This window comes from Dactylosporangium sp. NPDC051485 (genome assembly GCF_040682015.1).
Lineage (GTDB): Bacteria > Actinomycetota > Actinomycetes > Mycobacteriales > Micromonosporaceae > Dactylosporangium.
Window position 1 is genome coordinate 16,133 of record NZ_JBFAZW010000081.1, and the last position, 20,581, is coordinate 36,713.

A 20,581-nucleotide genomic window follows, 5' to 3' on the forward strand; every position below is an offset into this window, starting at 1 on the left:
CGGCCGTCAGCCGATCGGCCCCTGCCCGAACGCGTACCGGGTCAGCACCCGCACGCTGCCCGCGCTGCGCTGCTTGGCCGCCGCCGGCAGCATCGTCAGCGCGTGGATGCGCGAGGACAGGTGCCAGCGCGCCGCCCTGGCCGCCCGCGGCCAGCCGTGCTCGTCCATGCGCGCCGCCGCGGCCAGGAAGAACGCGCGCGCCTCGCTGAACCGGTTCCCGGTCACCGCCGAGGACGCCGACAGGCTCCCCCCGTGCCGGCGGTACTGGAACACCACCTGCTCGTCGGCGACCAGCGTCCCGCCCTGGCGGACCAGTTCGAGGATCAGCTTGAGGTCCTGGATGACCTTCAGCTGCGGGTCGAACCCGATGGCCTGGATCTGCTTGGTACGCCAGGCCAGCGACGGGAAGTAGAGCCAGTTCCCGCGCAGCAGGCTGACGGCGAGTTCCTCCCCGGTCATGGTGAGCGTCCCGTTGATCTTCGGCGCGTACACCCGCCGCTTCGTCGCGTCCGCGAGGGTCCGCACCGAGACCCCGTCGGCCCCGACGACCTCCACCCCCGGCTGCACCAGCGTGGCCTCGGGGTGCGCCTCGACGAGCGCGTGCACCCGCTCCACGTAGCGGGGCAGCAGGACGTCGTCGCACCCCATGATCACCATGAACGGCGCCGAGGCCTGGTCGACGCACTGCTGGAAGTTCCGGGTGATCCCGAGATTCTGCGGATTGCGACGGTACTGCACGCGCGGATGCCCCAGCGCCGCGAAGTATTCGGCGATGCCGGTCTGCCGGTCCGCCGGGTTGTCGTCGAAGACGGTCAGCTGCCACCGCTCGTCGGTCTGCGCCATGATGCTCTCGACGGCGATCTTCAGCAGCTTCAACTCGCCGTAGTGCGGCAGCATGATGTCGAGCACGGGTGCGATGGTAACCGCCACCGGATCCGCCCCTTCCCAGCGTTACCCGGATATGTCCGCCACTTGCGCCCGGCACATCCGGCATCCCGGGTCTACGGTTGCGACCCGGGTTCATGTCGCATCGAGGTTCGACGACCTGTGAGCGCCCGCGGGCGCGCGTTTGCGGTGCTCGGCACCCTCGGGTGTCCTTGCGGCCCCGCTGGAGCCGCTACGGGCCGCACGGACCGGTCTCGATGCCTGCCGGATGCGGACGGGTCGCACAAAAAATTCCGGCCCGGCCGTGACAACGGCCGGGCCGGTTCGAAGCGTCTTAATCAGTGCCGGGCTCGCCGCGGACCGGCCGGGGGCTGGCCCGCCGCGGCGCGCTTGGCGGCCTGCTCCTCCGGGGAGCCGGAGTCTTCGTCCCACGCCTTCGCCCGGCGGATCTCGTCGAAGAACCCGAGCAGCCGGTCGAGCTCCTGCGTGCTCGTCTTGTCGTCGGGCCGGGCGTTCTTGCCCTTCTTGTTGTGCGAGCGGATCTCCCGGCCCGTGTTGAGCGAGGAGCCGTCCTCCCCCGGCTCGCTCTGCTCGTCCGGCATCGGCGCCCGCTGGGCCGGCATGCGGCCCGTGGGGTCCTCGTGCTGCCGGGCGGGCGGCGTGACCGGGTCGAAGTGGTGCTCGTCGTAGTTGGGCGCGTCGAAGCTGTACCCCTGCTGGGCCGGATGCAGCGGCTGGTCCTCGCGGTGGAACGCGCGCGGGGGAGCGACGTGCAGCTCGGGGTGCATCCCGCCGTAGGTGTTGCCGTTCGGCCCGTGCCCGTTGTGACCGTTGTTGTAGCCGTTCGGCCCGGTGTAGCCGTTCGGCCCAGGCTGACCGTTAGGTCCAGGCTGACCGTTCGGCCCAGGGTGACCGTTGGGGCCGGGGTGACCGTTCGGCGTCGGGCCGGGGACGACCGGGACCATCGGCGCGGTCGCCTCCGGGTTGGGCCGCCCGCCGTTGCCCGCCACGGGGAAGGCGCCGGTGGCGTCGGCCGGCCGCGGCCGCGGCTTCGGCATCGGGGGCTCGGCCGGGTACCCGCCGGGCCGGGCCGGGCGCTGCGACCCGTTCGGCGTCAGCGGCGCGAACGAGCCGGTCGGCTCGCCGACGGGCGGGAACGCCCCGGTCCGCTGCCCGTCCATGGCGGGCGGGAAAGGCCCGGTGCGCGGCGCGTCCGCAACCGGCGGGAACGCCCCGGTCCGCTGTCCGTCCGCAACCGGCGGGAACGCCCCGGTCCCCGGCGCGTCCGCAACGGGCGGGAAGGAGCCGGTGCGCTGCCCCCGGCCGTCGTCGTAGCCGTTGCCGTTGTGGCCGTTGCTGTCGTAGCCGTTCGTCACCGGGAAGGAACCCGTGCGCGGCCCGGCGTCGAAGCCGTTGACCCGCGGCGCGTCGAACGCGTTGGTGCGGGGCTCGTCGAACGTGGTGCCGCGCGGCGCGTCGAAGTCCGCCGTGCGCGGCTCCTCGAACGAGCCCGTGCGCGGCTCCGGGTACCCGCCGAAGTCTGGCCGGGCCTCGTAGGTGCGCCCGACCACCGGGTGCGCGCCGGACGGGTGGCCGTTGGCGGGCCGGCCGTCCACGAGGTAGGGCCCGTCGGCGTCCCCGTGCCGACCGCCGCCCGCGTGCCGGGGCGCGTCCTGCACGGCCGGGAACGAGCCGGTGTTGCCAGACGAGGCCGGCGGGGCGATGAGCTCGACCTCGCCCGGCTCCGGCAGCGAGTCGAGCAGGCCGGTGGCGAGGATGAACACGGTCGGGGCGGCGCCGCGCGGCACGGTGAGGTACGCGCGCTTGCGGGCATCGATCGGCAGCTTCTCCAGCACCTCGGCGATCATGTGCGCCGGCGGCGGCAACTCGGCCGCGTTCGGCGCGCCGACGATCACGGCGCAGCGGTTCACGTCGACCGGAACGCCACGGATCCAGTCGGCCGGGTCGTTGAGGTGCTCGGGGCGGATCCACAGGCCCGCCTGCACGACCTCGACCACCCAGCCCGAGCCCAGCGAGAAGGTCGCCTGCCCGGCGGGCGTGCCGAGCACGTCGGGGCAGGGGTTGATCCAGTCGACCGGGCGGGGCGCGCCGGTGCGCGGCGCGTGCCACAGCTCGCGGGCGAACGTGCGCCAGCGGGGCAGGCCCTTGGCGTCGATGGTGACCACCGCGCGCTGCCCGGCGGGCGCGCACAGCGGCAGGCCGGTGCGCACGTGCACGGCCCGGCCCAGGACGTCGGCGACGACGGGGCCGACCGGGCCGTCGGCGATGGGGTTCTGGCCGTACGGCGTGAAGACGCACCGGTCGGACGCCAGCGTGGGGATCGCCGCGACGGCGTGCGCGAGCTCGTCGCGGTGCAGCGGCTGGTCGCCCGGGTGGCCCAGGATGAGCGCCGGGTTCTCCTGGTCGGTCGGCACCGAGTAGGCCAGGTCCGTCACGCTGCCGACCCGGCGGCGGTGCAGCCACAGGCCGGCCGGGATCTGGTCGAGCACGAGGTCGCCGGGCAGCTCGGGCATCTCGGTGCAGAGGTCGGACTCCCAGGCCGGGGCGGGGAAGCGCCAGCCGACCCGGACCGGCTGCACGCCGGTGCGGAAGCGCCAGAAGCCGCCGGGCCGCTGCTCGCCGCGCCCGACGGGGGCGAAGAGCGAGCCGCCGGGCACCCCCAGCAGCGGGCCGGCGGCGGCGATGACGTCGATGCCGAGCCGCATGGCGATCATGTGGGCGGCCGCGGGGCGCTCGTTGGTGGCGCAGGCGCCGTCCCAGGCGACGAACCGCATCGCGGAGAACCCGCGCGGCAGCCCGTTCGCCAGTACCTCGGCCAGCTCCTCGATCATCGCGGGCTGCAGCTTCACCGTGTGGGAACTGATCACCACCGCGCACTCGGCGGACCCGTGCGGCGAGACGACCAGCGCCGCCGAGCCCGCGCTGGGCTCCTCACCGGAGTGGACGACAGCACCGGCACCGAGCCAGGACACCTTCATCCCGGGCCAGTGCCGCAGCCGCACCTGCATCGCCGTGCTCATGCGGACCTCTCAGCACTATGGAGCCATGCCCCGACGTGGGCGGCTGCCGACCGCGTGGCCGCCGTCCCGGCTGGGGGCCGCGAGCGGTCCAGCGTGTCCGGCGCGCTAGCTGCGAGCGGGCAGCAACGAATCAAGATCGCCCTCCGTCGGGTGTGCCACGAGCGGTGCGGTGCGGAGGGGGTTCCACACCGATCCCCGCAGGGCGGCTCTGCCGGATCGTACCGCGCTGAGTGACGGACGCAACCATCCTGTTTGTCCGCGGACCCGCCAGATTTGTCCGGCCAGCGGGGTGATTGCGACCGATTTGACAGTGTTGAAGGGGAGTTTTCCGGAGAGTTGCCCATGCATCGAACCGCAGTCTGACGAATACTGGCTGTCACCTTCGGGCCGGAACGGCGTCGCGCCGTCATGGTCATCGGGATCGCGCCGGTCCTCGCCGCCGCAGTTTCGCTGAGCGCCTGCAAAAACCTCTCCAATCGGTACCTCGGCGGCCGGGCGGATCGCCGGGCCTGTTCTCCTGCATACCCGGCGAGCGGGGTGTTCGTCCTGTATGACACAACCGGGCAATACGGCCCGATGGGCGAGCGGTACGCGTCCAAGCAGGGAATCTGGCCTCCCGTTTCGATGTCTTGCAGGCCGCGCCAGTGACGAAGTACACGTGCGGATCTGCCGGAAAACACCAGTTGAAGATCTATTTCTGATCGACGGATGACGAGCCCCTGCCCGCGAACTTCCGGACCGGCGTGCCTGTCGGCGGGCCCGTCCTGCGGCCCGGCGCCAACCCGTGGGGGCTGATCCGGAAGCGCCCGGAATCGGCTTTTCGACAGCGATGATCGACGATGCCGCGCCCGCGGAGATCCATTAGGGCGGCGTCGTGTTGACAAGGAATCGGCACCTGCTCGTATCCGGGAGCCGAGGCGATCGCGCGATAGTCGCCCGCGCCGGCCGTGTAGTGCGTGAACTTCCGCAGGTCCGGGGGGTCGTCAGGCCCGCCTTGCGCCGCTGCGGGCGGGCCGCCTCCAGTCGGGCCCGGGGTCAACTGTCGGGAGCAGGAAATCGGCGAAGGCTGGATAGCGGTCGTCGGCATCGGCGAGGGGATCTCGGCGACGAAGGTCAGCGCGCCGCGCCCGGGAGGCCGCCGTGCCGCCGGGCGGCCCGGCCTCGGCCGGCTTCCTGGCGTGGACGCCCTGGGCGGGGGTTGCGCGAACCACGGCGGCCGGTTCTGCAACGGCATCCTGGGCGGCCCGGGTGCACGCTGCGTGAGCCAGTTCTTCCCGTACCTCGTAAAAGACGCATTTGGTACGCCGCTCATCCCCGAAACACTTGGAAACGTTGCAACACAAAGATTTAACCAAGCAGAGTGTCCGACTTGTCCCGGATATCCGGACCTCGGCCAAGCGTCGATCGGTCGTCCGCGACAACGTGGCGATCTTCTTCGACCACCAGTTCCCGGGGCCACGATACCTTCCGCAGTCGATCGAAGTCATACAGTCACAATGATGTTCCTTCGCCGCCGCCCCTTCACTTCTCTGACGGCCGTGCGCAATCCGAAGATTGGAAGCCCTCCAGTCTTTCAGTCTTAACTGACAACCCTCCTCTCTGGTTGAGCGTTTCAGCACTTCAGCCCGGGTCGCGGCCCGCTCGAACCGCAAATCCGCACCCCGCCGCATTTACCGCCACAACTCCTTGCCCCGCGGCACGAAGTCCCCCTTCCGTGGGCCCAGCCCGGGCGTGTCGACCCCTTCCATTACGGACATGACAGAAATTTCCGCATTTCTTCATGACCCCCACGCCAGCGCGACCCGGAGCGGCTGAATGAAAAGCCGGATCGACAGCGCGACTCCCAGGCGGCACGTGCGGGCGCAGACCGCGATACCGGCAGCACCTGCCCGGCGCGTTGCGGGCGGTGCCGTGGTCACCCAACCGGAAGTCAGCGCGGCGCCGCGGGCCGTGCGGTGCGCCGGCGCTGTGTTCGGCCTGGGGAGAGTCGACGCCGCGGCCCCGAGGCGAGCGAGTGGCTGGCAAGGCGGCGAGGGAGCCAGCCGGGGAATGCGCGAGCGCGCCGGGCGGGAGCGAGGAGGCCGAGGTGGCAGCGGGTGAGGGCATGCCGGGAGCCGAGGTGGCCGCGGGTGAGGACGTGTCGGGGAGGGGGAGACCGCGGTGGTAAGGGGGTGCCGGGAGCCGAGGCGGCCGCGGGTGAGGGCGTGTCGGGAGCGGAGGCCGCGGTAGTGAGGGGGTGTCTGGAGCCGAGGCGGCCGCGGGTGAAGGCGTGTCGGGAGGAGGTGGCCGCGGCGGGCGAGGGCGTGCCGGGACCGGAGAAGGCCGTGGTGGTGAGGGCGTGCCTGGGGCCGAGGAGCCGTGGCGGCGGTGGGCGGCGAGGGCGTGTCGGGAACCGAGGTGGCCGTGGCGGCGGTGGGCGGCGAGGGCGTGCCGGGAGGCGAGGTGGCCGCGGCGGCGGTGGGCGAGGACGTATCGGCGGCTGGGGAGGAAGCGGTGGCGGTGGGCGAGGGCGGGTCAGCGGGCCGGGAAGACAGCGGCGGTGGCGGACGGCGAGGACGTGTCGTCGGCCCGGGAAGAGGCGGTGGTGCCGGGCGAGGACGCGTCAGGGGCAGGGGAGGCCGGGGAAGCCGCGGCCGCCCCGGAAGGAGCCGCGGCGCCAGGGGCCGGGGAGGCCGCGGTGGCGGCCGGCCCGGCAGGAGCCGCGGCGGAAGGAGCCGGGTCGGGGGACGGGGCAGTGGGAGCGTCCAGGTGGCGGAAGGCGAGCAACGCGGCGGCGATGGCCGCGCCCAGCAGGCCGACCGCCGTGAAGCCCCACGACGGGGAGCCGCGGTCGATGGCCCAGCCCGCCAGCGGCGAGCCGATGGCCAGGCCCACGGTCAGGGAGGAGCCGTGCCAGCCCATGGCCTCGCCGCGGGCCGACGGGGGGACCAGGCGGCTCACCAGGTCGGCGGAGGCGGTCAGGGTGGGTGCGCACAGGACGCCGGCCGGGAGCAGGGTCAGGAAGAGCAGGGGCCAGGCGTGGCCGACCAGGCCGGCCGGGATGGTGAAGAGGCTCAGGCCGGCGAGCAGGGCGACCAGGGGGACGGCGCGGGGGAGGGCGCCGTACACGAAGCCGCCGATCAGGGAGTAGATGCCCCACACGGCCAGCAGGGCGCCCACCAGGCCCACCTGGTCGGCGCCGCGCAGGGTCGCGACGATGCCCAGGTCGGTGCCGGCGAGCACGACGGTGGTGGCGGCGGCCGCGGCGCACACGGCCAGGAAGCGCGGGGTCAGCCAGTCGCGGCGGCGGACCGGTGACGGCGAGGGGCCGGCCGCGGACGAGGGCTCGCGGACGGGGGGATTGGTGACGAAGAGGGCGGTGCCGGACAGGACCAGGGCGGCGCCGATCGACCACATCGCGGTGCGGCCGGACAGTGTGCTCATGAGCAGCACGGCCAGGGGCGGGCCGGCCATGAAGGACAGCTCGACCGACATCGAGTCCAGGGCGTAGGCCTGGCGGCGGTGCTCGGCCGGGACCAGGGCCGCGACCGACTGGCGGATCACCGAGAAGACCGGCAGGGAGAAGACGCCGGCGACCACGGAGCCGGCCAGCAGTGCCGGATAGGCGAGGAACGGCGCCACGGACCAGAAGGCGGCCTCGGCCAGCGTGGTCACCACCAGCATCGGGCGCAGGCCCCGGCGGTCGACGAAGCGGCCGTTGAGCGGGCCGCCCAGCGCCGTGCCGACGGTCAGGGCGGCGCCGACCAGGCCCGCGGCGCCCCAGCCCCGGTGCAGGTCCTGCGCGACGTGCAGCGTCATGGTCACCCCGATGGCGGTGATCGGGATGCGGGCCAGCAGGGCCAGGACCATGAGCGAGCGGACGCCGGGGAGTGCGAGGACTTGACGGTAGGGGGCGAGGTGCATGGGGCCATCATGGCGTGGGGGTACGACAGAAAACGAAGCAAATACCGGCGGAACCCGGCCGGGCTCAGCGTGGTCCAATGAGCAGGACCTATGGATGGAGTGACACGACGATGAAGTCCCGGATGCTCGCTGCCGCCGCCCTGCTCACATTGGCCCTGGGTGCCTGCTCGGACGGCACGGCCGACCAGGCCGGCACCTCCGCGAGCGGCGTGCCCACGACCACGGGGACCGCTGTGAGCAGCGCCACCGCCACGGCGCCGGCCGGACCGAGCGGCGGGCCGCAGACCACCCCCGGCTCGACGTCGACCCAGGGCAACGCGACGCAGACGGACACGCTGGTTGCGTTCACCCGCACGGGTGGGCTGGCCGGGGTGAACGACAAGCTGACCGTGCGGCCCGACGGGTCCTACACGATCCAGACGAAGTCCGGCTCGAAGAACGGCAAGCTCAGCGGCGACGAGCTGGCCGCGCTCAAGGCGGCGCTGGTCTCGACCGACTTCAACAAGATGCCGACCGTCAACGACAACGGGTCGGTGGCCGACGGGTACACGTACACGATCACCTACGCCGGCAAGCAGATCACGGCGAAGGACGGGGCCATCCCGCCCGCCCTCCAGCCGGTGATCAGCGCACTGGGCGGCTTCCTGAGCAAGTGAGCTACGCGGCGTCCTGGGCCAGCAGCGCGTCGATGCGGGCGAGCTCGTCCGCCGACAGGGCCAGGTTTTCCAGGGCGCCGAGGTTGTCCAGCAGCTGCTTGACGCTCGACGCGCCGATGATCAGCGAGGTGACCCGCTGGTCGCGCAGCGCCCAGGCGAGCGCCAGCTGGGCCAGGGTCTGGCCGCGCTCGCGGGCCACCTCGTCCAGGGCCCGGATGAGGTGCAGGCGGGACGGGGTCAGGTCGCTCTCGTTGAGGAAGCGGCTGGTGCGCACCCGCGAGTCGTCGGGGATGCCGGCGAGGTAGCGGTTGGTCAGCAGGCCCTGCGCGAGGGGGGAGAACGGGATGCAGCCCGCCCCCTCGGCCTCCAGCACGCCGAGCAGCTCCGGCTCGATCCAGCGGTCGAGCATGCTGTACCGCGGCTGGTGGATCAGCAGCGGCGTGCCGAGCTCGCGCAGGATCCGGGCCGCCGCCGCGGTCTGCTCGGGGCTGTAGTTGGAGATGCCGACGTACAGGGCCCGCCCGGAGCGCACCGCGGCGTCCAGGGCCCCCATCGTCTCCTCGAGCGGGGTGTCCGGGTCCGGGCGGTGGGAGTAGAAGATGTCGACGTAGTCCAGGCCCATCCGGGACAGGGACTGGTCCAGCGAGGCGAGCAGGTACTTGCGCGACCCCCACTCCCCGTACGGTCCCGGCCACATGTCGTAGCCGGCCTTCGTCGAGATGACGAGCTCGTCGCGGTACGGCCGCAGATCCTCGGCCAGGATCCGGCCGAAGTTCTCCTCGGCCGAGCCGGGCGGCGGCCCGTAGTTGTTGGCCAGGTCGAAGTGCGTCACGCCGGCGTCGAACGCCCGCCGCAGGATCGAGCGCTGCGTCTCCCGCGCCCGCTCGCTGCCGAAGTTGTGCCACAGCCCCAGCGAGATGGCCGGCAGCTTCAGGCCGCTGCGGCCGCTGCGTCGGTAGAGCATGTTCTGGTATCGGCCCGAAGCCGCCTCGTACACCACGCCCATGATCCTAAAGAGGATGCGCCCCGGCCAGCCAACCGGTGAGCAGGGCCGGCGCTATGCTGGGAGGCCGCCTCGTACCGCGGGCCTGAACCGCCCGCGGCACGAGACGGCCGGGAGCCGTTAGCGGCGCTCCCACCAGGCGTGGGTGGTCACCGCGGCGTAGGCGTCGACGATGCCGAAGCCGTAGAACCCGTTGAACTGCGTGCCGCCCTCGCAGGTCGCGTCGAACTCGGGGGAGCGCCCCACGTCGACGTAGGAGACCGTGCGGGGGTTCGGGCAGGCGTGTGCGGCCGCGGAGGAGTACAGGATCCACTCCACCTTCCACGGCTCCAGGCCGAAGCCGTTGCGGCCCTGCTTGGCGCCGTGCGCGCTGACGATCAGCGCGGCGACGCCGGCCGCGTGCGGCGAGGCCATCGAGGTGCCCTGCAGGTAGGTGTAGTACCCGCACTGCCCGGCCGCGTTGCACTGCTTGAGCACGGAGTTGGCGAACGCGGGCAGGACGTTGCCGTCCGCGTCGACCGAGCCCTCCTCCTGCAGCACCTTCTTCGGGTACGTGGACAGGATCTCGTTGCCCACGGTCCGATAGGTGTCGGTGCCGAGGCCGTCGCGGAAGTAGCCGCCGGGGGCCGCGACACCGATGTTCTCGACGCCGTAGTTGGAGTAGTCCGACTTGTTCAGCGACGGGCCCAGGGCGGACACGCCGACGACGAAGGGGCCCTCCGTGGGCAGGTCCCAGCAGGACCGGTTGTCGATCGGCCGGTCGTAGGCCGTGTCGGCGGGGTAGTCGGGGCTGGAGACGTCCGTGCGCGGGCGGCCCTCGTCCTCGTGGTTGTTGCCCGCCGCGGCGACCAGGGTCACGCCCTTGAAGTGCGCGTACGTGAGCGCGCGGAACATCGCCTTGATGATGGTGCGCTGCTCCGCCTGCGCGGCCGGGGCGTCGGCCGGGTTGGCGGTGCAGTTGTACAGCCACGGGTCGACGTAGAACGACATGTTCACCACGTCGATGCCGTTGTTGGCCGCGTGCACGAGGGCGTTGACGACCGGCTCCAGGAAGAAGTACCCGGAGTCCTGCCCGCCCTTGAGCTCGACCAGCGACACGTTCGGCGCGACGCCGGAGATGCCGAAGCCGTTGGCCGCCGCGCCGATCGTGCCGGCGACGTGCGTGCCGTGGCCGCCGTCGTCGGTGCCGACCGGGTCGAGGCAGCTGGCGACCTCGCACGGGCCGTCGATGTCGACCTTGTCCGGCGCGAAGTTCTTCGACAGCGCCCAGTTGAAGTTCGGGGCGATGTCGGGGTTCGACGCGTCGACACCGGTGTCCAGGATGCCGACGGTCACGCGCTTGTCGCCCGCGTTGACCTTCCGCGCCTGGTCCGACTTGACGGCCGACAGGCCCCACAGCTTGTCGTCGAGCGGGTCCAGGCCGGCCGTCGCCGGCTTGTCGGCGCCCTTCTTCGCGGCCGCGGCCGCCTGCTGCGCCTCGCGCTCGATGTCGCCGGCCCGGTCCTTCTTCGGGGACTTGCCGATGGCGACCTGGTGCGTCGCGCCGACCAGCTGCGGCGCCGCCGCGGCTTTCTCGACGAAACCGTGCTGCGGCGCGAGCACCGTGAACATGCCCACCGAGTCGTTGGTGCCGAGGACCTTGCCGCCGGCCCTGGTGATGGCGGCCGTGGCGTCGGCGACCGAGACGTTGTCCGCCGAGACGACCGTGTACTGCGTCGTCGCGGCGGACTCGGCGCTGGCCGGGGCCGACATGAGCCCGGCCGCCGTCACCGTCAGCGTCGCGGCGACGACCGCGGCGCCGGTGAGCCTCTTGTTGAATCCCACATAACCTCCCTGGTCGAGGGGATGTGGGACATGTAACAAGAGTTGTCGCATCGGCGAAACCCTTTCCCGCCCCGGCGGGGCAAAGGCAAGGGGCACGCTTCAGACGGATCGGGCGATCCGCTCCACCGCGGCCTTCGCCTCGACCAGCCCGCAGCCGGTCACCTCCCGGTAGATCTTGATCGCGGCGATGAGGTTGTTGGCCCGCAACGCCTGGGTGAACTCCGGCGGCATGGAGTCGGTGCCGGGGAAGGCGTCGGCGAGCTGCGGGTCGAGGCCGAAGTGGCGGTACAGGAACGCGACCTGGCGCTCGAGGCGGGCCAGGCGGGAGGCGTCGTCGGCGTACATCGGGCCACCGTAGGCCGTCCGGCCCGAAACGACAGTCGGGGAGCCGCCACATGGCGACTCCCCGACGATGTTGCGTACCCGTCAGACGATCGGCTCCGCGAACGGGTCCTCGGCCGTGTCGACGGGGATCTCCGCCGCGGCCGCGCGGGCCGCCGCCGAGCCGCGGGCCGAGCGCTCCACGTCGGTGAGCGGGAAGTGGCAGGCGACGACCTGCCCCGGGGCCAGCTCACGCAGCTGCGGCACCTCCTGCGCGCACTTGTCCTGCGCCTTCCAGCACCGGGTGCGGAAGCGGCAGCCCGACGGCGGGTCGATCGGGCTGGGCACGTCGCCGGTGAGCAGGACGCGCTCCCGCTGCGCCTTGTCCCGGCGGCCCGGGTCCGGCACCGGCACCGCGGACAGCAGCGCGAAGGTGTAGGGGTGCAGCGGGTTGGCGTAGAGGCCGTCCCGGCCGCCGACCTCGACCACCTTGCCGAGGTACATCACCGCGACCCGGTCCGAGATGTGCCGGACCACCGACAGGTCGTGCGCGATGAAGACGTACGTCAGGTTGAACTCCCGCTGCAGGTCGTCCAGCAGGTTCACGACCTGCGCCTGGATCGACACGTCCAGCGCGGAGACCGGCTCGTCGGCGATGATCAGCTTCGGCTGCAGGGCGAGCGCCCGGGCGATGCCGATGCGCTGGCGCTGGCCGCCGGAGAACTCGTGCGGGTACCGGTTGTAGTGCTCGGGGTTGAGACCGACCAGCTCCAGCAGCCGCTGGACCTCGCGCTTCTGCCCGTGCGCCGTCTTGATGTCCTGCACCTGCAGGGGCGCCCCGACGATCGAGCCGACCGTGTGCCGCGGGTTCAGCGACGAGTACGGGTCCTGGAAGATCATCTGGACCTCGCGCCGCAGCGGGCGCATCTGCCCGACGCCGAGGTGCGAGATGTCCCGCCCCTCCAGCAGCACCTGGCCGCCGGTGGGCTCGAGCAGGCGGGTCATGAGCCGGCCGGTGGTGGACTTGCCGCAGCCGGACTCGCCGACCAGGCCGAGCGTCTCGCCGGTCTTGACCGCGAGGTCGATGCCGTCGACCGCGCGGACGGCGCCGACCTTCCGCTTGATGAACGCGCCCCGCATGATCGGGAAGTGCTTCTCCAGGCCCCGCACCTCGAGGAGGTTCTCGGTGCTGCGCTGCGGTGCCGCCGCCGGCTGGGGTTGGGTGCTCGTCGACACTGTCGTGCTCCTCAGAGGTTCGGGGCGATGTCCGACTTGAAGATGGCGTTGCGCTCCGCCGGCGGGATGTGGCAGGCGACGCCGTGCTCGGGCGTGCCCTCCGCCAGGGTCGGCTCGACCGTCTTGCAAGGGATGCCGTTGCGCTGCACGTAGGGGCAGCGCGGGTGGAAGGAGCAGCCGCTCGGGAGGTTGATGAGCGACGGCGGGTTGCCCTTGATCGGCACCAGCCGGTCGCGCACCTCCCGGTCGACGCGGGGCATCGACGAGAGCAGTCCCCAGGCGTAGGGGTGCTCGGGGCGGCGGAAGATCGCCTCCGCGGTGGTCTGCTCGACGCACTTGCCGCCGTACATCACCAGGATGTCGTCGGCGACCTCGGCCACCACGCCGAGGTCGTGCGTGATGATGATGACCGCGGAGTTGAACTCCGACTGCAGGTCGCGGATCAGGTCCAGGATCTGCGCCTGGACCGTCACGTCGAGCGCCGTGGTGGGCTCGTCGGCGATGAGCAGCTCCGGGTTGTTGACCAGCGACATGGCGATCATCGCCCGCTGGCGCATACCGCCGGAGAACTGGTGCGGGTAGTCGTCGACCCGGCGCTGGGGCTGGGGGATGCCGACCCGGTCGAGCATCTCGATCGCGCGCTTCTTGGCCTCGGACTTGCTGACCTTGTGGTGCACCCGGTAGGCCTCGATGATCTGGGCGCCGATCGTGTAGTACGGGTGCATCGCGGTCAGCGGGTCCTGGAAGATCATCGACATCTTGTTGCCGCGCAGCAGGCGCACCCGCTCCGGCGCGGCGCCGATGAGCTCCTCGCCGTCGAGCCAGACCTCGCCCGAGATCTGCGCCGAGCCGCGCCGGTGCAGGCCCAGGATGCCCAGGCTGGTGACGCTCTTGCCGGAGCCGGACTCGCCCACGATGCCGAGGGTCTGGCCGCGCTCGAGCTGGAACGTCAGTCCGTCGACGGCCTTGACGATGCCGTCGTCGGTCTTGAAGTGGATGCGCAGGTCGCGCACGTCCAGGAAGGACTGCGCGGGCTTCGAGCCGCTGCCGCCCGGGTTGGGGACGGCGTCGGTGAGCAGGCTGCTGGACATGCTCACTCCTTTCCAGGGGTGCCGTGAAGCGGGGACCGGGACGCGCGAAGGGTCATGAGAGCCGCACCCGCGGGTCGATCACGGCGTAGAGCAGGTCCACGATCAGGTTGGCCATGACGATGAAGAAGGAGGCGAACAGCGTCGCGCCGAGGATGATCGGCAGGTCCTTCTGGGTCACCGCGTCCACGCTCAGCTTGCCGATGCCGGGCAGGCTGAACACGCGCTCGGTGAGGATCGCGCCGCCGAGCAGCGTGCCGAGGTCGAGGCCGAAGATCGTCACGATCGGGGTGAGCACCGCGCGCATGGCGTGCTTGCCGACGACGACCCGCTCCTTCAGACCCTTGGCGCGGGCGGTGCGGATGTAGTCCTCGCCGAGGGTCTCCAGCATCGTGGCCCGCGTCAGCCGCGCGTAGTTGGCGGCGAAGAGCAGGGCCAGGCTGACCCAGGCGAGGAAGAGCTTGTTGGCCCAGCCGAGGGGGTCGTCGACGAAGTTGATGTACTCGCCGCCCTTGAAGATCTTCCACTCGTGCACGAACAGGGACTGGAAGACCAGACCGGTGAAGTACACCGGCAGGGACACGCCGGCGAGCGCGAGGACCATCACGGCTCGGTCGGAGAACTTGCCGCGTCTCAGCGCGGATATGACGCCGCCGGCGACGCCGCCGATGAGCCACATCAGCGCCGCCCCGATGGCCAGGGAGATGGTGACCGGCAGGCGGTCCAGCAGCAGCGGCCAGACCTCCCGGTCGGTGCGGAAGGAGTAGCCGAAGCACGGCGCCGAGCAGTGCGTGACCGTCGGGCCGCTGTTGTAGTCCCGCCCGACGACGAGACCCTTCACGAACTTCGTGTACTGGATGTAGATGGGCTTGTCCAGGCCGAGCTTGACCCGGGTGGCCTCGACGTCGCGCGGGGTCGCCGACTTACCGACGTACATCTCAGCGGGATCGGCGTGCGCCGCCTTCGGAATCAGGAAGAAGATCGCGAAGGTGACCATGGAGACGGCCACGATGAGCAGTGCCGCGGTGACCAGGCGGCGCAGAATGTAGTTGATCACGTGTGCGGCCTGACGCCGGCCGGCTCGACGGGGTTCCCGTCGCACCGGCCGGCGCCGTGGCCCTCACCTGCCTTCTGTACTCGTGAAGGGCGGGTTACCGGCTGTTCAGGCTTGCTGCTGCGTCAGCTGGTGACGTGTACCGACCCGGAGGTCAGCTCACGACGCCGAGGCTGCCGAAGTCGTACATGCCGTAGTACTGCGTCACGAAGACGTTGGTGACGCGCGGGTTGCGGTAGTTGAGCGCCTTGTCGTAGACGAACGGCACCATGACCGCCGCGTCCATGACCTTGTGGTCGATCTGGGCCCAGATGTCGGCGGCCTTCTTCGGGTCCGTCTCCGCCTTGGCGTCGTCGATCAGCTTGTCGATCTCCGGGTCGGCCAGCTCGGCGTAGTTGTTGTTACCCGACTGCTGGATCATGCGGCCGTCGACCAGCACCTGCAGGAAGCCGTACGCGGTCGGGAAGTCGGCGCCCCAGCCGGCCATCATCAGGCCGTAGCCCTTGGCGTGGACGTTCGACGGCGCACCGATGGTCGAGCGGAAGTACAGCGACGGCTCGGTCGGGTCGAGGCGGGCGTTGATGCCCACGTTCTTCAGCGCCGCCTGCAGGGCCTCGGCCGTCTTCGGCTCCTTGCCCTGGCTGCGGGTGGCGATCACGGTGTCGAAGCCGTTCGGCTTGCCACAGGCCGCGAGCTCTTCCTTCGCCTTGTCGATCTGCGGCTTGCCCGACTTGGTGTTGTACGGGTCGTAGTCGTCGTGACCCGCGATGGTCGGGGGCAGCATGTTGAAGGCGATGTCACCGCCGGCGTCGGCGCCACCACGCGCGGTCTGCATCGTGACCTTGTCGGTCGCGTACTGCACGGCCTTGCGGCAGTGGATGTTGTCGAACGGGGCGACCTTGGTGTTGATCGAGAAGTACCGGATGAAGCCGGTGTTCGGCTCGTCCGCGTTCTTCTTCTTCTCCGCGTCGAGCAGGACCTTCGGCTGCGCACCCTGCTGGACACCGGTCTGCGCGGTGTCGATGTCGATCTCGCCGCTCAGCAGCTGGTTGTCGATCTCCTCGACCGCGGTGCCGATGGTGAAGTCGATCTGGTCCGGCAGAGCCTTGCGGACCGTGTCGGTCTTCGGGTCCCACTGGTCGTTGCGGACCAGGACGGCCTTCTTGCCGTTGTCGTACGACTGGAACTTGTAGGGGCCGCTGGAGACGGGCTTCTCACCGTACTTGTCACCGGTGTCCTTGGCCGCCGGAACCGGCGCGGCGCTGGGCATGGCGAGCAGGTAGCTGAAGTCCGACAGGGCTTCCTTCAGGTGGAACACGATGGTGGTGTCGTCCGGCGTCTCGACCGACTTCAGACCCAGCTTGTTCGGGTCGGTGTCCTTGTACGGGCCGGGGTACTTCTGGCCCTGGTCGAGGACGTCGACGAGGTAGGTCGGGCCACCGGAGAGCACATCCTGGGCGAACACGCGCTCGATGCCGTACTTGACGTCCTTCGAGGTGATCGGCGAGCCGTCCTCGAACTTGATCCCGGACTTGAGCTTGAACGTGTAGGTCTTGCCGCTGTCGGTGATCTCGGGCAGCGCCTGGGCCAGGTCGGGAACCAGCTTCAGGCCGTCCTCGCCCGGCTTCGACTCGTTCGTCAGCAGCGAGCGGACGTAGAAACCCTTCATGAAGTTCCACACGTACGCGTAGTAGGCACGCGCCGGGTCGAACGAGTCCGGGTCGGCGTTGTTGACGAGCTTGAGCGTGCCGCCCTTCTTGTCGGACGGGTTCACCACGCCCTTGGTGGCGGCGTTGAAGCCGGACACCCCCTTGGGGCCGCTGCTCTCGGCAGGCTTGGCGCTGTCGTTGCCTGATCCACAGGCGGACAACACCAGGGCGAAGGCGACCGAACCGGCTGCCAGTGCCCCTGTCCTCATTCTCACGGGATTTTCCCTCCTTGTTTGGCACGACCCGCCGAGGGACGGGCCGTCCGAGCTGTGCTGCGGTGCGAGTTGCAGTCCGGGGGCCGCACAGGGTCGACCGGGGTGGCGGCGGTCGGACGCGGTGGTAGCCGCATTGAGGTCCTCGGCTGGCATAGTCGGGTGCTACGCGAAGGGCCCGAAGCCCGACCGGCTCAGGGTTACCGGTTGGCCTTCGGGTCGAGGGCGTCGCGCAGGCCGTCGCCGAACAGGTTGAAGGCGAGGACCATGAGGAAGATGGCGAAGCCGGGCACGAACATGTACATCGGGTCGTACTCGTAGTACTGCACGGCGTCCGAGAGCAGCCGGCCCCATGAGGGAGTGGGCGGCAGCACGCCGACGCCCAGGAACGACAGCGCGGCCTCGAACAGGATGTTCGTGGGGATGATCAGCGTCGCGTAGACGAGGATCGGCGCGACGAGGTTCGGCAGCAGCTCGCGGAAGAGGATGCGGCTCGGGCCCGCACCGATGCTGCGCGCCGCCTCGACGAACTCGCGTTCCCGCAGGGAGAGAGTCTGGCCGCGCACGATGCGCCCGATGTACGGCCAGCTGAAGAACGCGATCACCGAGATGACCACGCCGATGCGCCAGCCGGTGGAGACCGGCACGACGGAGATCAGCGCGATCGAGAAGAGCAGGTAGGGAAACGCCAGGATCAGGTCCATGAGCCGGCTGAGCAGGTTGTCGACCATGCCGCCGAAGTAGCCGGCGACGACGCCGAGGACCACGCCGATCGTGACCGCCGCGATCGTGGCGGCCAGCGCCACGAGCAGGGAGACCTGGGCGCCGTAGATGATCTGCGAGAACAGGTCGCGGCCGCTGACCGGCTGCACGCCGAGCAGGAACTCCTTGCTGACGCCGCCCCAGGTCCCGACCGGCGGGATGCCGCCGAGGCTCGTGTCGAGCTTGTCTTGGTGGAAATCGTTGACCGGGTGGCCCCAGACCTTGTTGATGAGAGGGGCGAACACCGCGACCAGCACCAGGAAAATGATGAACCCGCCTCCAGTCAGCGCGATCTTGTCGCGCTTGAGCCGGGTCCACGCAATCTGACTGAGCGAGCGGCCTTCGATGGCCTTCGCGGGAACACCGGCAGGCGTGGCGGTCGCCTCTTCGACCGTCGGCACCTGCTCGTCGCTCTTCGACGTGACGGGTCCCATAGTCATGGGCGTGGTGCCCCTCTCCCCGGCCGCCTGCCCGCCCAAACCGCCAGCGATGGCCGTCGCGCCGTGAAACGAGCATGCGTCGGCCAGACCGGGGCCCGTGGCAGTCAGCAGCCGATCGGCTGTGTCTTCGTGGACTCCTGGTGCCCTATCCGCAGGTTCGGTCCACGGGCAGAGCGTGCACGAAGCCGACTTGGTGGTGTCGCCTTCGTTGGAGGAACCCTGTCTCCCGTTTGGCCGATCGTCAAGGGTCACCCCCTGTCCTGTAACCAAGTCCACGCCGCGCCGTGATGAGGGCGTGATCCAAGCACAACGACTTTTGGATCATACACTCCCGAAACGGGCGAATTACCGGCGAATCGTAACGGTGTGATTACGCAACGTGCCCGAAACATCGCGGCAAGACCGCAGAGAACGGGCTATCCAGGACGATCGTTGATCGTTTCACACTTAACAGTACGGTCCGGTCAGAGATGATGGTGACACAGCGTGCTCAAATATCGAAATCGATCACCACTGGGGCGTGATCGGACGGACCCTTGCCCTTGCGGGCCTCCCGGTCGATGTAGGCGCCGCCGACCGCGTCCGCTATGGCCGGGCTCGCGAAGATCAGATCGATCCGCATCCCTTTGTCCTGATGGAACATGCCCGCCCGATAGTCCCAGTACGTGAATGGATTGGGGCCTTTCATGGGCTTCGGCACGATGTCGGACAGCCCGGTGGCCAGCAGGGCCGCAACGGCGTCGCGCTCGGGCTTCGTGACGTGGGTGGCGCCGGCGAAGGCGGCGGGGTCGAACACGTCGGAGTCGGCCGGGGCGACGTTGTAGTCCCCGCAGACCGCGACCCGCTCGCCCGCCGCGAGGTCCGCCGCCACCGCGGCGCGCAGGGCCTCGAGCCAGGTGAGCTTGTACCCGTAGTGCGCCGACTCCGGCGTCCGCCCGTTGGGCACGTAGACGGACCAGACCCGCACCCCGCCGCACAGCGCCGAGACGGCCCGGGCCTCCCGCCGGGGCTCGCCGAAGAGCGCCTCCTCGCCTCCGGGCTCGCCGGCCCAGCCGGGGTCCCCGTCGAAACCCCGGCGCACGTCGTCGAGGCCCACCCGGGACAGCAGGGCGACGCCGTTCCAGCGCCCCTCGCCGTGGTGGGCCGTCGCGTAGCCCAGCTCGGCCACCTCGGCGGCCGGGAAGGCGTCGGCGGCGACCTTCGTCTCCTGCACGCACAGGACGTCGGGCCCGGTCTGCTCGAGCCACGGCAGCAGGCGGGGCAGTCGCGCCTTGACCGAGTTCACGTTCCAGGTGGCAAGTCTCACCCGAGCCACCTTGCCACTGTCAGGTCGATTCGCGCTTCACCAATTCCGTGGGTAAGAGCAGAACGGGCTCGATCTGCTCGCCGCCCGCCATCCGCAGCACCTGGCGGGCCGCCATCCGGCCGAGGTCGGTGATCGGCTGGCGCACGGTCGTCAGCGGCGGCTCGGTGTCGCGGGCGAAGTCCATGTCGTCGAAGCCGACCACGGCCACGTCGTCGGGCACCCGGCGGCCGGCCTGGCGCAGCGCCCGCAGCGCCCCCTCGGCCATCGCGTCGGACGCGGCGAAGACGGCGTCGAGGTCCGGGTCGTCGCCGAGCAGCTGGCTCATGGCCAGGGCGCCGGACTGCCGGGTGAAGTCGCCGACGGCCACCAGTGAGCGCCGGCCGGTGTCCTGCATCGCGGCCCGGTAGCCCTTGAGCCGGTCGATGCCGGCGCTCATGTCCTGCGGGCCGGCGATCGTGGCCACCCGGCGGCGGCCGGTGTCGAGCAGGTGGTGCACCGCCGTGCGGGCCGCGTCCTCGTTGTCGACGTCGACGTACGGCACGGAGGACTGGATCAGCAGCCGGCCGTTGCAGACCACCGGCACCCCGGCCCGGCTCAGCCGCTCGGGCAGCGGGTCGGCGCCGTGCATCGAGAAGATGATGGCCCCGTCGACGTGCCCGCCGGTCGCGTAGCGCTCCACCCGGTCGTGGCTCGGCCCCGACGGGCCGACCATCATGAGCACCAGCTGCTTGTCCACGGCCTCCAGCTCCAGGCTCACGCCCCGGATGATGCCGGAGAAGAACGGGTCGTCGGAGAACACCCGGCTCGCCGTTTCGGAGGCGACCAGCGCGATCGAGTCGGTGCGCTGGGTGACGAGGCTGCGGGCGGCCTGGTTGGGCACGTAGCCCAGCGCCTCGACCGCGCTGAGTACCTTGTCGCGGATCTGCGGCGCGACGGAGGTCGACCCGTTGACCACGCGGGAGGCCGTGGCCCGCGAGACTCCGGCGCGTTGTGCGACGTTTTCCAGTGTGGGCCGGTCCCGCCCCGACATCACCATTGCGGTGTCCCCCATATCTGTTCTGCCGGACCATCATGACTGAAGCTCAGCAATGTGTAGCGCACAAAAATGACGGGCGATGGAGCATGCCGCTCCATCGCCCGT

At 70.7% G+C, this 20,581-nt stretch carries 14 protein-coding genes; 1 reads left to right on the forward strand and 13 read right to left on the reverse strand.

Translation table 11 applies throughout. The features are described from left to right. Positions 1-6: 6 nt before the first annotated feature. The 3 genes from AB0M46_RS35830 to AB0M46_RS35840 all read right to left on the reverse strand — a co-directional run bounded on the left by AB0M46_RS35830 (position 7) and on the right by AB0M46_RS35840 (position 7,829). Positions 7-909 (reverse strand): glycosyltransferase family 2 protein, encoded by a 903-nt coding sequence (locus AB0M46_RS35830; protein WP_363343536.1) that lies wholly within the window; start codon positions 907-909, stop codon positions 7-9. A 314-nt stretch (positions 910-1,223) separates the two neighbouring features. Next, positions 1,224-3,926, reverse strand: a complete 2,703-nt coding sequence (locus AB0M46_RS35835) for a hypothetical protein (protein ID WP_363343538.1) — start codon at positions 3,924-3,926, stop codon at positions 1,224-1,226. Between the two features lie 2,514 nt (positions 3,927-6,440). Next, on the reverse strand, positions 6,441-7,829 hold the full coding sequence (locus AB0M46_RS35840) for an MFS transporter (RefSeq protein ID WP_363343540.1): 1,389 nt from the start codon (positions 7,827-7,829) through the stop codon (positions 6,441-6,443). A 77-nt stretch (positions 7,830-7,906) separates the two neighbouring features. Here AB0M46_RS35840 and AB0M46_RS35845 point away from each other — a divergent pair, with 77 nt between their 5' ends. Then, complete coding sequence (locus AB0M46_RS35845; protein ID WP_363343541.1) at positions 7,907-8,485, forward strand: hypothetical protein; 579 nt, start codon at positions 7,907-7,909, stop codon at positions 8,483-8,485. Position 8,486: 1 nt separating this feature from the next. On the opposite strand, the gene mgrA is transcribed toward AB0M46_RS35845, so the two are convergent. The 10 genes from mgrA to AB0M46_RS35895 all read right to left on the reverse strand — a co-directional run bounded on the left by mgrA (position 8,487) and on the right by AB0M46_RS35895 (position 20,470). Further along, positions 8,487-9,485: an L-glyceraldehyde 3-phosphate reductase gene (gene mgrA / locus AB0M46_RS35850; protein ID WP_363343543.1), complete on the reverse strand. Its 999-nt coding sequence runs from the start codon at positions 9,483-9,485 to the stop codon at positions 8,487-8,489. A 123-nt stretch (positions 9,486-9,608) separates the two neighbouring features. Then, entirely contained in the window at positions 9,609-11,312 is a 1,704-nt protein-coding gene (locus AB0M46_RS35855) for a S8 family serine peptidase (protein WP_363343545.1), read from the reverse strand. A gap of 99 nt (positions 11,313-11,411) precedes the next feature. Continuing rightward, the gene (locus AB0M46_RS35860) at positions 11,412-11,657 is read right to left on the reverse strand and encodes a ribosomal protein L7/L12 (protein WP_363343547.1); all 246 of its coding nucleotides are present in this window, start codon (positions 11,655-11,657) and stop codon (positions 11,412-11,414) included. 81 nt (positions 11,658-11,738) lie between these two features. Beyond that, the gene (locus AB0M46_RS35865) at positions 11,739-12,869 is read right to left on the reverse strand and encodes a dipeptide ABC transporter ATP-binding protein (RefSeq protein WP_363343549.1); all 1,131 of its coding nucleotides are present in this window, start codon (positions 12,867-12,869) and stop codon (positions 11,739-11,741) included. Between the two features lie 11 nt (positions 12,870-12,880). Next, a complete protein-coding gene (locus AB0M46_RS35870; RefSeq protein ID WP_363343551.1) occupies positions 12,881-13,960 on the reverse strand; it encodes an ABC transporter ATP-binding protein in 1,080 nt (359 codons plus the stop codon). 52 nt (positions 13,961-14,012) lie between these two features. Then, positions 14,013-15,014, reverse strand: a complete 1,002-nt coding sequence (locus tag AB0M46_RS35875) for an ABC transporter permease (RefSeq protein WP_363343553.1) — start codon at positions 15,012-15,014, stop codon at positions 14,013-14,015. A gap of 151 nt (positions 15,015-15,165) precedes the next feature. Continuing rightward, on the reverse strand, positions 15,166-16,929 hold the full coding sequence (locus tag AB0M46_RS35880) for an ABC transporter substrate-binding protein (protein ID WP_363343578.1): 1,764 nt from the start codon (positions 16,927-16,929) through the stop codon (positions 15,166-15,168). Between the two features lie 203 nt (positions 16,930-17,132). Beyond that, positions 17,133-18,134, reverse strand: coding sequence for an ABC transporter permease (locus tag AB0M46_RS35885; RefSeq protein ID WP_363343555.1), 1,002 nt, complete (start codon positions 18,132-18,134; stop codon positions 17,133-17,135). A gap of 490 nt (positions 18,135-18,624) precedes the next feature. Next, positions 18,625-19,440 carry an exodeoxyribonuclease III gene (locus AB0M46_RS35890; RefSeq protein WP_363343557.1) on the reverse strand — a complete coding sequence of 272 codons (816 nt, stop codon included), beginning with the start codon at positions 19,438-19,440 and terminating at the stop codon, positions 18,625-18,627. Positions 19,441-19,459: 19 nt separating this feature from the next. Continuing rightward, the gene (locus tag AB0M46_RS35895) at positions 19,460-20,470 is read right to left on the reverse strand and encodes a LacI family DNA-binding transcriptional regulator (RefSeq protein WP_363343580.1); all 1,011 of its coding nucleotides are present in this window, start codon (positions 20,468-20,470) and stop codon (positions 19,460-19,462) included. Positions 20,471-20,581: the final 111 nt, after the last annotated feature.

Coding starts and splice junctions, on each gene's coding strand:
- AB0M46_RS35835 (WP_363343538.1), bottom strand. CDS start 3,926: ATGAGCACGGCGATGCAGGTGCGGCTGCGGCACTGGCCCGGGATGAAG.
- AB0M46_RS35840 (WP_363343540.1), bottom strand. CDS start 7,829: ATGCACCTCGCCCCCTACCGTCAAGTCCTCGCACTCCCCGGCGTCCGC.
- AB0M46_RS35845 (WP_363343541.1), top strand. CDS start 7,907: ATGAGCAGGACCTATGGATGGAGTGACACGACGATGAAGTCCCGGATG.
- AB0M46_RS35860 (WP_363343547.1), bottom strand. CDS start 11,657: ATGTACGCCGACGACGCCTCCCGCCTGGCCCGCCTCGAGCGCCAGGTC.
- AB0M46_RS35870 (WP_363343551.1), bottom strand. CDS start 13,960: ATGTCCAGCAGCCTGCTCACCGACGCCGTCCCCAACCCGGGCGGCAGC.
- AB0M46_RS35880 (WP_363343578.1), bottom strand. CDS start 16,929: ATGAGGACAGGGGCACTGGCAGCCGGTTCGGTCGCCTTCGCCCTGGTG.
- AB0M46_RS35885 (WP_363343555.1), bottom strand. CDS start 18,134: ATGACTATGGGACCCGTCACGTCGAAGAGCGACGAGCAGGTGCCGACG.
- AB0M46_RS35895 (WP_363343580.1), bottom strand. CDS start 20,470: ATGTCGGGGCGGGACCGGCCCACACTGGAAAACGTCGCACAACGCGCC.